Here is a 14,432-nt window from a genome sequence, read left to right on the forward strand (position 1 = left end):
CACAGAACCAACCGCATCCACGCGTGGCGTGGATCTACCGACCACAATGCCCGGTAGAGGCCGACCTTGGTCGGCGCTTTGCTCCCCGAGTGCCAATCAAGGTTGGCAGCTACCGCATCATCGGTGGGTGGACCGGTGGGTGCCGACCGTTGGTCAGCACGGAACCAACCGCATCCACGCATGGCGTGGATCTACCGACCACAATGCCGGGTAGAGGCCGACCTTGGTCGGCGCTCTGTTTCCCCGAGTGCCAACCGAGGTTGGCAGCTACCCCATCATCGGCGAGGTGACCGGTAGGTGCCGACCTTGGTCGGCACGGAACCAACCGCATCCACGCGTGGCGTGGATTTACAACGCCGGGGCACCCACCAGCAGCAGCTCCAGCACGAACCAGCCCGCGAACGCGACCAGCAGGATCGCGCCTTCGCCGCGGCTGATCTTCAGGTCGCCGCGCAGCATGGGGTACAGCACCAGTGCGAAGGCCAGCAGCGCCGGCAGTTCCAGGCGCACGAACGAGGCCGGCAGCGCCAGCGGCTGCAGTACGGCCATCGCACCAATCACCAGCAACAGGTTGACCACGCTGGAACCCAGCACGTGGCCCAGCACCATGTCGCCATGACCACGGCGTGCGGCAGCAATCGCGGTTGCCACCTCCGGCAGCGCGGTACCGATCGCGACCGGCAGCAGACCGACCAGCAGCGGCGTCCAACCCAGTGCAGTACCGAAGTCCGCTGCCGCACCGACCACCAGGCGTGCGCCCCAGTACAGGGCCAGCGCGGCGATGAGCACCCGCAGTACATTCAACGGCAGGCTGGTGCGGCTCAGTGCGGACTCGGCGATGGCTGCCTGCACCTCCGCACTCTCGCTGCGACCACGGCGCAGCAGCAGCACCTGCACCACGATGAAGCCGGCCAGCAGTACGCCGCCCTCCCAGCGTGCCAGGCCACCATCCAGCCCGAACAGGATCAGCAGCACGCCGGCCACCAGCAGCGACCACCACAGCACCGTCTGCAGGCGCGCGCAGCAGCAGTGGCGCAGCCATGGCCGCCACGGCCAGGGTCAGGCCCAGGTTGACGATGCTGCTGCCCACCGCGTTGCCCAGCGCCAGCTCCGGCTGACCGACCGCCAGCGCGCGCGTTGACCGCCAGTTCCGGCAGCGAAGTGGTCACGCCGAGCAGCAACAGGCCAGCCGTGAACGGACTGGCCCCGAAGCGTTGCGCCAGGCCGGACACGGCCTTGACGATGGAGTCCCCGCCCAGCGCCAGCAGCAGCAGGCCGAGCAGGAACCAGGCAATGGCAATGGCGATCATCGAGCACTCCCCCAGCGGTCGTGGCGCGATTCTACGCTGGCCCCGCGCGCATGGCTGGGCCGTAGATCAAGGATCAGCCACAGCCTTCCACATAATCGACCTGCGGGGTCTGCCCGACCCGCCACGCGCCGACCCGACCGTCCGCACCGAGCGCGAAGTCGATCACCGCCCCACCCTCCTGCGCCGGACGCACGCGCAGGTGCTGGGCCTTCTCGTCGTACTTGTCGGGGCCGACGTCGCCGCGCTCGGGGTACAGCACCTGCAACTCGCCCAGGGTCATGCCGACCTTGCCGCCGCCCGGTGCGATGATGTCGGCGCTGCGCACGTCGTAGCGCACCAGCTTGCGGCCCTCGATCATCAGGCGCGGGTCTTCGGCATTCTGCGGTCGCAGGAAATAGCAGCCATCGTTGCTGTCGTCGGCCGGCAGCGGTTTGCCACTGGCATCGGTGCCCAGCCCCTGCAACGGCGCGCCGAAGCCACTGCGGACCTCAGCGATGCCGGCGCCCAGCTTCGCGCCGGCGAAGCCCTCCAGGTGCGCGGGACTGTCCTCGCGGCGGTCATTGGCTGGACGGGCTGCCAGATCAGGATCCGTCGACTGCGCGGGCCCCGTCGCCGAGGCGGTTTCGGCCGGGGTATCGCTGCCGCTGCCGGCCGCCCCCTGTTTGTCCTGGCCGCCGCAGGCGGTGAGCGAAAGGAGCAACAGACCAGCAAGCGGAAGGTGCTTCATCGGTGCGGTTCCCTGGCACGAAGGTGGCTGCACGCTAGCCCATCCTGTGTGCAGGCGCTGCATTGTCATCGCGGTTTCATCGCCTTCGTTCAGGCTCGGCGAGCACCGATCTGGCCGTCCCTTCCATGCAACCGCGCAAGACCGATCTCGCCCGAACCGCGCTGCAGGCCCACCGCGCGCCGCTGGACATGCGCCAGCGCCGGCTGCTGATCCTTTGCGACGGCCAGCGCACCATTGCCGACCTGACCGGCCTGCTCGGCCAGGACGCACCTGCGATGGTCATCCAGCTTGTGCAGGCGGGGTACCTGAGCACTGGCGTCCCAGCACCGTCGCCCGCAACCGCGGTAGCGCCGGTGCCCACACCGCCGGCAGCCGCACCTGCAGCACTTGCTGCACCCGCGGTCGAACGCCGCCGCTCGCTGGTGGCCGCGCGCATCTATGTGCTGGGCATCCTGGAGATGCAGCGCCACCCGCAGGCGGCTGCACTGTTCCGCGACCTGCAGCAGGCGCGTGCGGAAGACGAGGTGCTGCAGCGGCTGCAGTCGGCGATGCAGATGCTGCCCGGGCTGACCTCGGACGGCTATTGCCAGCGCGTACGCCAGCGCCTGTTGGAAGCGCTGCCGCTGGAGCATTGCGACGCGTTCGCGGAGGTGGCGTAAGCGCAGGTTCCGGCGGAGAACATCCACGCATGGCGTGGATGCGATCAGGATCCGTGCCGACCAAGGTCGGCACCCACCAAGCTAGCGGGACGACCGGAAGTTATTGCGCAGGCCGTTCCAGCACTGCTGGTAATCGCCCTGGCGGTGGCCAGCGGCCAGCGCCTGTGCGGTCGGGCGGATCACTGCGCGGGTCTCGAACATGAAGGCCATCGTGTCCTTGATCACATCGGCCTTGGACAGATCGGCACTGGAGGCCTTGTCGAAGGTCGGTGCATCCGGACCGTGGCCGCTCATGCAGTTGTGCAGCGAGGCGCCACCCGGGACGAAGCCTTCGGCCTTGGCGTCGTAGGCGCCATGCACCAGACCCATGAACTCGCTGGCGATGTTGCGGTGGAACCACGGCGGGCGGAACGTGTTCTGCGCCACCAGCCAGCGCGGCGGGAAGATCGCAAAGTCCATGTTGCTGGTGCCCGGGGTGTCGCTGGGCGAATGCAGCAACAGGAAGATCGACGGATCCGGGTGGTCGTAGCTGATCGAACCGATGGTGTTGAAGCGACGCAGATCGTAGCGGTACGGCGCGTAGTTGCCGTGCCAGGCCACCACGTCCAGCGGCGAATGATCGATCGATGCACGCCAAAGGCGACCCTCGAACTTCGCGATCAGCTCGAAATCGCCATCCACATCCTCGAACGCCGCGTGCGGGGTTTCGAAGTCGCGCGGATTGGCCAGGCCGTTGGATCCGATCGGGCCGAGGTCGGGCAGCTTCAGCAGCGCACCGTAGTTCTCGCAGATGTAGCCACGGCTCGGGCCATCGGGCAGTTCAACGCGGAAGCGCACGCCGCGCGGGATCACCGCGATCTGCTGCGGCTCGATCTCGATCACGCCCAGCTCGGTCAGCAGGCGCAGGCCGCCCAGCTGCGGCACGATCAGCAGCTCGCCATCGGCATCGTAGAAGTAGCGGCCGACCATGTCGCGGTTGGCAGCGTATAGGTGGATGCCCACGCCGGCATGCGCATCGGGCGAGCCGTTGCCACCCATCGTGTACAGGCCTTCGACAAAATCGGTCGGCAGCTCCGGCAGCGGCAGCGGGCTCCAGCGCAGCTGGTTCGGTGAAGCCGGCTGTGCGCCGAAATCACACTGCAGCTGCGACTGCGCGAACGGGGTGAACTCGCCATGGGTCACCGCCGGGCGGATCCGGTACAGCCAGCTGCGGCGGTTGCTGCCACGCGGCGCGGTGAAGGCGGTGCCGGTCAACTGTTCGGCGTACAGGCCGTGGGCCACCTTCTGTGGCGAGTTCTGCCCGACCGGCAGCGCGCCGGCGACGGCCTCGGTGGCGAATTCGTTGCCGAAGCCGGACTGGTAGCCGCGGGCGGTGATGGCGGGGGACATGGGAACTCCAGAGATTGCCGGCCAGCGGCCGGCACGACCATTCGGACAGGCACTGCCGGCGGGACGCCGACATTGCCTGCTGACCTTACAGCACGCCGCGGCGGATCTGGTCGCGCTCGATGCTCTCGAACAGTGCGGTGAAGTTGCCTTCGCCGAAACCTTCGTTGCCCTTGCGCTGGATGATCTCGAAGAAGATCGGGCCGATGCAGTTCTGGGTGAAGATCTGCAGCAGCTTGCGCTGGTGGGTTTCCGGATCGGCATCGATCAGGATCTTGTTCTTCGCCAGGCGCGGCACGTCTTCACCGTGGTTCGGCACGCGCTGGTCGATCACGTCGAAGTAGGTCTCCGGCGTATCGAGGAAGTCCACGCCCTGCGCGCGCATCGCTTCGACGGTCTCGTAGATGTTCTCGGTGAAGCAGGCGATGTGCTGGATGCCCTCGCCCTTGTACGCGTCCAGGTACTCGTTGATCTGGCTCTTCGGGTCGGACGATTCGTTCAGCGGGATGCGCACGATGCCATCCGGCGCGGTCATCGCCTTGGACACCAGGCCGGTCTTCAGGCCCTTGATGTCGAAGTAGCGGATCTCGCGGAAGTTGAACAGGCGCTCGTAGTAGTCCGACCACTGCTGCATGTTGCCGAAGTACAGGTTGTGGGTCAGGTGGTCGATGAAGGTCAGGCCGAAGCCCACCGGGTGCAGGTCGGCACCGGCGATCGGCTCGTAGTCGCCGTCATAGATGCTGCCGGCGCTGCCGTAGCGATCGACCAGGTACAGCATGCAGTCGCCGATGCCCTTGATGACCGGCGCGCTGACCGCCTTGCTGTCCGGCTTGAAGGCGATGGCTTCGGCGCCGTTGCCCAGCGCGGTCTGGTAGACCTCCTGGCCCGGCTTCTTGAAGCGGATGGCGAAGCCGCAGGCGCACGGGCCGTGCTTTTCGGCGAAGTCCGAGGCGAACGAATCCGGGTCTTCATTGACCAGGAAGTTGACGTCGCCCTGGCGATAGACGGTAATCGGACGCTGCTTGTGCTTGAGCACCGCGCTGAAGCCCATCTTCCGGAAGTACTCGTGCAGCTCCTGGCCACGGCCGGCCGGGGCGGCGAATTCGACGAACTCGAAGCCGTCGATGCCCATCGGGTTCTCGAAGGTGGTGACCTGCATGCCGGGGTTGGGGTGCGAGGCGGTCGGGACTGCGGTATTCATGGCGTGGCTCCGAATCGGTACCGCATCGGTACAAACCAGGTGCGGGCAGGTAGGGACCCGGCGAGAATGCAGGGTCTGGACCTACCCCTTATAGTTACACTTGAAACCACCAGCAAGGTGCACCGCAACATGAGCCCCGCCGATCCCGTTTCGACCCGCCTGCGTTCCTCGCACGTCCTGCTCGACCTGGAACAGTTCCTGCCGTACCGGCTGAGCGTGCTGTCCAACCGGGTCAGCGGCAATATCGCCAAGCTATACGGCGATCGTTACGGTCTGGCGATCCCCGAGTGGCGGGTGATCACCATCCTGGCGCTGTACCCGGGCTCCTCGGCCAGCGAGGTCTCCGACCGCACGGCAATGGACAAGGTGGCGGTCAGCCGCGCCGTGGCCCGCCTGCTGGAGCGTGGCTTCATCAAGCGCGAGACCCACGGCGACGACCGCCGCCGCTCGGTGCTGGCGCTGTCGGCGGCCGGCTTCGAGGTCTACGAGACCATCGCGCCGATGGTGATCGAAATCACCCGCAAGCTGATGTCGGTGCTGAGCGAAGAGGAAGAGCAGGTGCTGGAGAAGCTGATCCTGCGCCTGGCCGGCGAAGGCCTGGAACGGATGGGCGAAGGCGTCTGAAAGAAAAAGGGGACGGAGGGGATTAAGTCGTTTTGGGCCCCAAGTCGCGGGTGCCGACCCCGGCCGGTAGCGGAACAGTGGCTGGGCGATTGTCGTCCGCCCCCTTTGATCTGACGGGACCCGCTTCTTGGCGGACTGCGGACCGACCGCGAACGATGCCATCGGACGCATTCACCTTCCGCAGATCCCGTCCTGAAGTGTCGCCCTCGCCCAGCAGCATTTCCGCATTGGCCCGATACGGCCCGTTTCCGCCAGGCTGGTGTATCGAAACGGGCTGATCCAGTGAATTCTCCTATTGGACTGCTCACGTGTGCGGCCGGACGGTAAACGTTCAACGGGTATCAGCCCGGCCATCCACATCGAACGGGCTCCCTCATGGATGACTCGCGTTCAACGTCGCCGCATGGCCAGGAATTGCTGGCCGATCTCAGAGAGCTGATCTGCGCAGCGCGCAGCAGGATGCACAGGTCCATCAACGCCGAGTTGACGCTGCTGTACTGGCGAATCGGTCGTCGCATCCATGTTGACCAGATGGCGGGGCAGCGTGCGCGTTACGGCGAGGTTCTCTTCACCCGGATCGCCAAGGCGCTGTCTGCCGAGTTCGGCACATCCTTCGGTGAAAAGAGCCTGCGCCGGATGGTGCAGTTCTCCACCGCATTTGCGGACGAGCAGATTGTCGTATCGCTGATACGACAATTGAGCTGGACCCACTTCATCGCACTGATCCCCCTGGCGGATCCGCTCAAGCGTGACTTCTATGCGCAGATGGCCGCCACCGAGGGCTGGAGTGTGCGCATGCTGCGCCAGCGCATCGATTCGATGTTGTACGAGCGCACGGCGCTTTCCAGTCAACCCGAGCAGACCATCGCCGATGAGTTGGCGGCACTGCGTGGCAACCAGCAGCTGTCTCCAGGGCTGCTACTGCGTGATCCCTACGTACTGGACTTTCTTGGCCTGAAGGACAGCTGGGACGAGCAGGACCTTGAAAGCGCGATCCTTCGCGAGATGCAGAGCTTCCTGCTCGAACTTGGCACGGGCTTCAGTTTCGTCGCCCGCCAGAAGCGCATCCAGATCGACGGCGATGACTTCCACCTGGACCTGCTGTTCTACAACCGGCGTCTGCGCAGGCTGATCGCCATCGAGCTGAAGATCGGCGAGTTCAAGCCCGCCTATAAAGGGCAGATGGAACTCTACCTGCGCTGGCTGGACCGCTACGAACGTGAGGACGGCGAGCAGGCGCCGTTGGGCATCATCCTCTGCACAGGGAAGAAGGCGGGCCAGATTGAATTGCTGGAGCTGGACCGCTCAGGCATCCATGTTGCGGAGTACCTGACCACGCTGCCCTCCCGTGAGGTCCTCAAGCAAAGATTGCAGACTGCCATGGAGCGGGCGCGGCAGCAGCTGCAGACCGCGGCGCCCGGCCCCCCGTAGATCCACGCCGCGCGTGGATGGCGCTCATGCTTCAGCTCAGATGCTTGCGCCGTGCATGGATCCACGGCACCGCGAGCGCCGCGATGGCACCACCGGCGAAGCCGAGGGAAGCCGCAACCGTGGCTGCTTCGACCGCCCCCGGCAGCGCCAGCGCCGCCGCCACGAGCAGCAGCGACGGCAGGCCGACGAAGGTGCCCAGGAAGAAATGCCAACGCGGTGACCAGGTATTGAGCTGCAGCAGGCTGACCGGTTGCCAGGCTTCAGAGGCAGCGTCCTCGGCGATCTTCGCCACCGCCTTGGCCAGGTCCACTTCCGGCAGCGCGCCCCTGCCGTGCGGTCGCCAGCAGCTCGGCCACGGCCTCCACCGGCGGGAAACTGGACGGCCACGCGACCGGCGCCGGCACGCCATACGCGGTCAGCACCGGCACGCTCAGCCACGGCGCCACCAGCGGGCGCATGCGACGGCGGCCATGCACGCACCAGATCTGTTGCTGCCCATGCGCGGTGACGCTGTACAGCGCCAGTTCGTTGGCCGGCGGGTAGCCGAGCATGGTCACCCGCGCGGCCAGGCTGTCCTGCCCCATCGCGCGCAGGAAGCCGGGGCGGCTGCGCCCTTCCTGCATCCACGCCAGTCCCAGCGCACCCACCAGATAGGCCTCGGCCACGTCCTTGCTGCCAGCGGTGGCGCGTTCGTCGCTGGCCAGGTACCAGGCCAGCGACTTCGGTTCGGCGACATCCTCCAGGCCCCAGCGGCTGTCGTCCCCCAGCACATGGCGCACCGGCAGGCGCGCGGGCGCGGTTTCGCCGCGTTCGCCCGGCTGCAGGAACGGCAGCACGCCCTGGATGAACGTGGACAGTTCGATCGCACGCACGCCATGGCCCTGCCATTCCGGCGGCAGCAGCCCGGCCAGCTGGCCGTCGGCGGCCAATGCATCGAGCCGTGACTTCTGCTCGACCAGTTTCTGCACCGCCCCCTTCAGCACCACGTTGTCGGGCAGCGCGATCTGCGGCAGGCGGTGACGCGGCGGTGCCAGTTCAACGGTGTCCTCGCCGGTACCGGCGTCATCCAGCAACGCATCCTGCGGCGGCAGGGTCACGCCCTCGCCTGCCCCAGCCTCGGCCAGGTCGCTGGCAGGTTCGGGCAGTCGTTCGGCGTGGTCGCTGTGCATGGGCGTTCCGGAAGGTTGCATCGACGGGATGTCGACTGAGGTCCTTGCCGGTAACGGCGAGCGCGTTGCGATATTGAGATGCCGATTCCGGGAATGTGACCGCAACCACAGTAGATCCACGCCATGCGTGGATGCACTTCTGTGCCGACCAACGGTCGGCACCCACCGGAGATGGCCGTCAGCGGTCGGCATCCACCGGGGTTGGCGGTCAGCGGTCGGCACCCACCACCACCACCCCTGCCGGCCAGCGGCCGGCACTACCCCTATTCCGGTTTGTCAGGTGCCCATTGTTTCAGGAACGCGCTCACCCGTGCCGGCTGGAAGGCTTCGCCCTTGCGCAGCTCGCCGGTCGCCTGCGACACCAGCAGTCCGCCATCGGCATCGAGTACCAGCAGGTACGGGTAGTCGCGTTCCATCATCGGGAACTGGGCGAAGAAGGCGGTGTTGGGCTGCTCGTCGCTGGCGTTGACCTTCACCCACACATAGTGGGCATCGCGGAAGCGACGCAGGTCGCCGTTGCCTTCCACCACCTCGTCCAGCGCGCGGCAGCGCTCGCAGGCGGCGTTGCCGACCTCCAGCAGGATGCGCTTCTTGCCCCGCTGGGCTTCCACCTTGGCGGTGGCCAGATCATCGGCGGGGTTGCGGGCCGGGTCGAACTGAGCGCCGAGGCCGGCGATGGCGGCGATGTCTGCCGCCACCGGGGTGTTGCCCGAGGCCACCGGTTCGCTGGGGTCAGCGACCGGTGGCTCGGTGGGTCGGGTATCCAGGGGCTGCGTGGGCTCGGCGGTGGCAGGCGGTTGCGGTTGGGAACAGGCGCCGATCAGCGCCGCACAGACCACCACTACCGCAGTACCGAGCTTGCTACGCATGCCTTCTACCCTCTCATCATCATTTGACGCCGTGCATCAGCTTGTTGATCAGCGGGGCGATCAGGAACAGCACCACGCCGGAGCCGATCAGGGCCCAGAACCCGAAGGTATACCCCTTCAGGGCCGACTCGACCGTCATGCCGCCTTCACCACTGACCACGCCGGCGAAGATGCCCGACAGGTTGTTGCCGATGCCGGTGGACAGGAACCAGCCACCCATGCCGAAGCCGACCAGGCGCACCGGGGCCAGCTTGGTCACCATCGACAGGCCGATCGGCGACAGGCACAGCTCACCCACCGACTGGATGACGTAGACCATGAACAGGGTCCAGAACGGGATCTTGCCGTCCACGACCATCTGCGACAGGGCGAACATCAACAGCGCGAACGCGGCGCCGTTGAACAGCAGGCCCAGGCCGAACTTGCGCGGGATGGACGGATTGGCGCGGCCCATGGCCACCCAGATCCAGGCGATGATCGGTGCCAGGGTGATGATGGCCACCGAGTTGACCGACTGGAACCACGCGGTCGGGAAGGTCCAGTCACCGAACTGGCGGTTGACGATGTTCTCAGCCAGGAAGGTGAACGAGCTGCCGGCCTGCTCGAAGAACATCCAGAACATCACATTGAAGGCGAAGATGATCAGCATCGCGATCACGCGGTCGCGCTGCACCTTGCCCTCGCGGATGCCCTCGACCAGCAGCAGGATGGCCAGCGCGGTGAACATCGCGCCCAGGATCCAGGCCAGTGCGGTGGCGCCGGTGGCCAGCAGGAAGTAGGCGACCGGGATGGCGACCACGGCACCGGCCAGCACCATGATGATGCGGCCGAAGCCTTCAGCGCCGGCCGGCGGTGCACCGATGCCCTTCAGGCCGGCGCGACCGATGTAGAACCACACCAGCGAGATCAGCATGCCCACGCCCGAGGCGATGAACACGACCTTGTAGGACGGCATCGCGTCGGTACCGAAGACCTTGCGGGCCAGGTACTCGGTCAGCACCGGGGCGATCATCGCGCCGATGTTGATGCCCATGTAGAAGATGGTGAAGCCCGAGTCGCGGCGCTCATCCTTCAGGCCGTACAGCTTGCCGACCATGGTCGAGATGTTGGGCTTGAACAGGCCGTTGCCGACGATGATCGTGGCCAGGCCGAGCTTGAAGATGTGCTCCTGCGGCAGAGAGATCATGAACAGGCCGGCGGCCATGATGATCGCGCCGGTCAGGATCGATCGCTGGTAACCCAGTACCCGGTCGGCCACGTAGCCACCGAAGATCGCTGCGGCATACACCAGGGCCAGGTAGGCGCCGTAGATGCGGCTGGCGTCGCCTTCACCGGCAGCGCTGCCGTTGTAGAACTGGGCGACGATGTACAGCACCAAGGCCCAGCGGATGCCGTAGAACGCAAAGCGCTCCCAGAACTCGGTCATGAACAGCATCCACAACGGGCGCGGGTGGCCCAGCGTGGTCTTGAAGTCCGGCAGCGCCGGCTCTGGGGTGTTCGCAGTGGCGTTTACGCTCATGCGGATTTCCTGGTTCGGTGGATGACGAGCACGTCCGCTGTGCAGTTGGAGCAACGCGCGAGGATCACCGACTTCTGGCGTTCACGTCAAATACACGCCGTTTGAGGCAGGTGCCAGCCTGCTCCCTGAACTTGCATCTGAAACGATCCAGCCGCCGGCCGGGATCCAAGCTGAATACGGATCAGCCCTGTTCTGCCGGGGGCCCGGCCTGCAGGCTGGTCCGCACCTGGAACAGTTCAGGGAAGAAGGTCAGCTCCAGCGCCTTGGCCAGGAAGCCGACGCCGGACGAGCCGCCGGTGCCGCGCTTGAAGCCGATCACGCGCATCACCGTGCGCATGTGTCGGAATCGCCACAGCTGGAACGCGGTCTCCAGGTCGACCAGGTCCTCGCACAGCGAATACTCGCGCCAGTAGCGGTCGGTGTCCTGGTAGATGCGCTCGAACACCGGCTGCAGTGCGTCGTCGGCCACATGCGGCTGGGTCCAGTCGTGGGCCTCGTACACCGCCGGGACGGCGTGGCCGAAGCGGGCCAGGTATTTCAGGAATTCCTCGTACAGGCTGGGCGCTTCCAGCACGGTGCGCAGCTGCGCCTGCCCGGCCGGGTCGTGCTCGAACACCTGCAGCATCTGCGCATTCTTGTTGCCCAGCAGGAACTCGATGTAGCGGTACTGCAGCGACTGGAAGCCCGACGACGGGCCCAGCACGTCGCGGAAGCCCATGTACTCGGACGGGGTCAGCGTTTCCAGCACCGACCACTGCTCGGTCAGCTGGCGCAGCACCTGCTTGCTGCGCGCCAGCACCTTGCGGCACTGCCAGACTTCATCGCGCTGCAGGAAGCCGATTGCGGCACGCAGCTCATGGCCCAGCAGCTTCAGCCACAGCTCCGAGGTCTGGTGCTGGATGATGAAGAGCATCTCGTCGTGGTGCGGCGGGTTGGACAGCGGCTGCTGCGCGCTGAGCAGCTGGTCCAGCCGCAGGTAGCCGCCATAGGTCAGGCGTCCCTGCAGGTCGGTGTGGATGCCGGCTTCGAGATCGCGTTGGTTGTTGTCGACGGACATGGGCGGGACCAGATCGGGGGCGGCAAGGGTAGCGCGTTGCCGCCGCGCTGGCAGCCGCCGGGTCCATACCGGGGCGTGCGGTTGGTCGTGGAGCATCGGCTGATGCCGGGGCTGCGCGTGGAACCGTCCGCGCCGTTGTACTGGCGGTCAGCCAGAGGCGTATTCTGATGCTTTGCAGCAACGACTGAATACGTTGTTGTTATTGGCCCCCCACCCGCCGGCAGGGGTAAAACGGGGAATTGCCGTGTTGCGGCGCAGGAAGGCTATTCCGTACGCGTTCCTTAACATGGCCATTCATATCATTTGTAACTTCTCTGTCGAAGGTGCAGTACGCAATGACGGTTGCCGCTGAATTCAAGATCGAATACCTGCAGTACCTGGATACGGACGGCAAGCTCGTCCGCGATGACCTGCCCGCGTCGCTGCGCGACCCCAAGGTCCTGGTACCGCTGTTCAAGCAGATGCTGTTCGTACGTACGTTCGACAGCAAATCCATCGCGCTGCAGCGCACCGGCAAGCTCGGCACCTATGCCGCCTGCCTGGGCCACGAAGCCGCGCACGTGGGTATCGGCGCTGCGATGCAGAAGGACGACGTGTTCGCGCCTTCGTACCGCGAGTATGGCGCGATGTTCATGCGTGGCGTGCGCCCGCACGACGTGCTGATGTACTGGGGCGGCGACGAACGCGGCAACGATTACGGCGGCAACGCGGCCAAGGACTTCCCGTTCTGCGTGCCGATCTCCACCCAGTGCCTGCATGCCGCAGGGGCGGCGCTGAAGTTCAAGCTCAACAAGGAACCGCAGATCGCGGTGGCCGTGTGCGGCGACGGCGGCAGCTCCAAGACCGACTTCTACGCAGCACTGAATTCGGCCGGCGCCTACAAGCTCCCGCTGATCCTGTGCATCGTCAACAACGGTTGGGCCATCTCGGTTCCGCGTTCGGCCCAGACCGGTGCCGAAACGCTGGCGCAGAAGGGCCTGGCCGGCGGCCTGCACTGCCTGCAGGTGGACGGCAACGACCTGATCGCGGTGCTGGCGGCCATGGAGCAGGCGCGCGAACGTGCGCTGGCCGGCGACGGCGGCACCGTGCTGGAACTGATGACCTACCGCCTGTCCGACCACACCACCGCCGATGACGCGCCGCCGCTACCGTGACGACGCCGAAGTGAAGGATGCCTGGCAGCGCGAGCCGATGCTGCGCCTGCGCAAGTACCTGATCAACGCCGGTGTGTGGAGCGAAGAAGAGGAAACCGCCTGGGTCGCCGAGTGCGGCACGCGCGTGGACGAGGAAGTGAACCTGTACCTCAACACGCCGGTGCAGCCGGTCGAGGCGATGTTCGACTTCCTGTATGCCGATCCGCCGCCGGACCTGCTGACCCAGCGTGCCCAGGCGATCGCCCTGGAGAAGCGCCATGGATGAGATCAAGAACGGCGCGCCCGGCGCGCACACCAACGCCGCCGACAGCGCCGCCGTCGCGCGCGGAGAAGAGAGCATGACCACCACCCCCATCACCCTGATCGAAGCCATCACCCAGGCACTGGCCTGGGAGCTGGAGCACGACCCGTCGGTGCTGGTGCTGGGCGAGGATGTGGGCGTCAACGGCGGCGTGTTCCGCGCCACCGCCGGCCTGCAGCAGCGCTTCGGCTCCGAACGCATCCTCGACACCCCGCTGGATGAAACCACCATCGCCGGCCTGACCATCGGTCTGGCGGCACAGGGCATGAAGCCCGTGGCCGAGGCCCAGTTCGACGGTTTCATGTACCCGATGGTCGACCATATCGTCTGCCACGCCGCCCGCCTGCGTTACCGCACGCGTGGCCGCCTGCACTGCCCGATGGTGCTGCGCGTGCCGTGGGGCGGTGGCATCCGCGCGCCGGAACATCACAGCGAAGCCAACGAGGCGATCTTCACCAACGTGCCGGGCCTGCGCGTGGTGCTGCCGTCGTCGCCGCAGCGCGCCTACGGCCTGCTGCTGGCCGCGATCCGCGAGCCGGATCCGGTGATCTACATGGAGCCCAAGCGCATCTACCGCCAGTACAAGGAAGTGGTCGTCAACGACGGCGAAGCCTTGCCGCTGGACGTCTGCTTCGTGCTGCGCGACGGCACCGACGTGACCCTGGTGACCTGGGGCGCGCAGGTGAAGGAAGCGCTGGAAGCGGCCGACAAGCTGGCCGGCGAAGGCATCAGTGCCGAAGTCATCGACGTGGCCACGCTGCGCCCGCTGGACTTCGCCACCATCGCCGAATCGGTGGCCAAGACCGGCCGCTGCGTGATCGTGCAGGAGGCGCCGAAGACCGCGGGCTTCGGCGCCGAGATCGCCGCGCGCCTGGCCGAGGAATCAATCTACGACCTGCTGGCCCCGATCGAGCGCGTCACTGGCTACGACACCCACATTCCGCTGTTCCGCCTGGAAATGAAGTACCTGCCGAGCGTTGAGCGGATCGTGGCTGCGGCCAAGCGCGCGGTGGCGGCCGGCTGAC

Annotated in this window: 10 protein-coding genes and 3 pseudogenes; 5 read left to right on the top strand and 8 right to left on the bottom strand. The window is 66.4% G+C overall.

Annotated elements, in window-relative coordinates; genetic code table 11:
* Positions 1-348 precede the first annotated feature (348 nt).
* Both ACZK2V_RS21455 and ACZK2V_RS21460 read right to left on the bottom strand, forming a co-directional pair.
* Positions 349-1,310 (bottom strand): annotated as a pseudogene (locus tag ACZK2V_RS21455) (sodium:calcium antiporter).
* A gap of 73 nt (positions 1,311-1,383) precedes the next feature.
* A complete protein-coding gene (locus tag ACZK2V_RS21460) occupies positions 1,384-2,037 on the bottom strand; it encodes a hypothetical protein (RefSeq protein ID WP_032127152.1) in 654 nt (217 codons plus the stop codon).
* A 125-nt stretch (positions 2,038-2,162) separates the two neighbouring features.
* On the opposite strand from ACZK2V_RS21460, the gene ACZK2V_RS21465 reads away from it, so the two are divergent.
* Positions 2,163-2,696: a hypothetical protein gene (locus ACZK2V_RS21465; protein ID WP_049422941.1), complete on the top strand. Its 534-nt coding sequence runs from the start codon at positions 2,163-2,165 to the stop codon at positions 2,694-2,696.
* A gap of 81 nt (positions 2,697-2,777) precedes the next feature.
* Here ACZK2V_RS21465 and hmgA read toward each other — a convergent pair whose 3' ends face one another.
* Both hmgA and hppD read right to left on the bottom strand, forming a co-directional pair.
* Positions 2,778-4,085 (bottom strand): homogentisate 1,2-dioxygenase, encoded by a 1,308-nt coding sequence (hmgA, locus tag ACZK2V_RS21470; RefSeq protein ID WP_486322781.1) that lies wholly within the window; start codon positions 4,083-4,085, stop codon positions 2,778-2,780.
* A gap of 85 nt (positions 4,086-4,170) precedes the next feature.
* A complete protein-coding gene (gene hppD / locus ACZK2V_RS21475) occupies positions 4,171-5,283 on the bottom strand; it encodes a 4-hydroxyphenylpyruvate dioxygenase (RefSeq protein WP_177179486.1) in 1,113 nt (370 codons plus the stop codon).
* Positions 5,284-5,349: 66 nt separating this feature from the next.
* Here hppD and ACZK2V_RS21480 point away from each other — a divergent pair, with 66 nt between their 5' ends.
* Complete coding sequence (locus tag ACZK2V_RS21480; protein ID WP_005411341.1) at positions 5,350-5,907, top strand: MarR family winged helix-turn-helix transcriptional regulator; 558 nt, start codon at positions 5,350-5,352, stop codon at positions 5,905-5,907.
* 375 nt (positions 5,908-6,282) lie between these two features.
* Positions 6,283-7,338, top strand: coding sequence for a PDDEXK nuclease domain-containing protein (locus tag ACZK2V_RS21485; RefSeq protein WP_486322782.1), 1,056 nt, complete (start codon positions 6,283-6,285; stop codon positions 7,336-7,338).
* Between the two features lie 31 nt (positions 7,339-7,369).
* On the opposite strand, the pseudogene ACZK2V_RS21490 reads toward ACZK2V_RS21485, so the two are convergent.
* From ACZK2V_RS21490 to ACZK2V_RS21505, 4 genes and pseudogenes are all read right to left on the bottom strand, one after another.
* Positions 7,370-8,507: pseudogene (locus tag ACZK2V_RS21490) on the bottom strand (hypothetical protein).
* Positions 8,508-8,770: 263 nt separating this feature from the next.
* On the bottom strand, positions 8,771-9,376 hold the full coding sequence (locus ACZK2V_RS21495) for a thioredoxin family protein (RefSeq protein WP_329810361.1): 606 nt from the start codon (positions 9,374-9,376) through the stop codon (positions 8,771-8,773).
* Positions 9,377-9,395: 19 nt separating this feature from the next.
* Entirely contained in the window at positions 9,396-10,895 is a 1,500-nt protein-coding gene (locus ACZK2V_RS21500) for a peptide MFS transporter (RefSeq protein ID WP_049401684.1), read from the bottom strand.
* Between the two features lie 181 nt (positions 10,896-11,076).
* Complete coding sequence (locus tag ACZK2V_RS21505) at positions 11,077-11,952, bottom strand: tryptophan 2,3-dioxygenase (protein ID WP_071227676.1); 876 nt, start codon at positions 11,950-11,952, stop codon at positions 11,077-11,079.
* A 335-nt stretch (positions 11,953-12,287) separates the two neighbouring features.
* Between ACZK2V_RS21505 and pdhA the strand changes: the two are divergent.
* Positions 12,288-13,371 (top strand): annotated as a pseudogene (pdhA, locus tag ACZK2V_RS21510) (pyruvate dehydrogenase (acetyl-transferring) E1 component subunit alpha).
* Positions 13,364-14,431, top strand: coding sequence for an alpha-ketoacid dehydrogenase subunit beta (locus ACZK2V_RS21515; protein WP_486322783.1), 1,068 nt, complete (start codon positions 13,364-13,366; stop codon positions 14,429-14,431). The pseudogene pdhA and the gene ACZK2V_RS21515 overlap by 8 nt, the downstream one beginning before the upstream one ends.
* Position 14,432 lies beyond the last annotated feature (1 nt).

It is taken from the genome of Stenotrophomonas sp. 93052_Sma, from assembly GCF_056481145.1.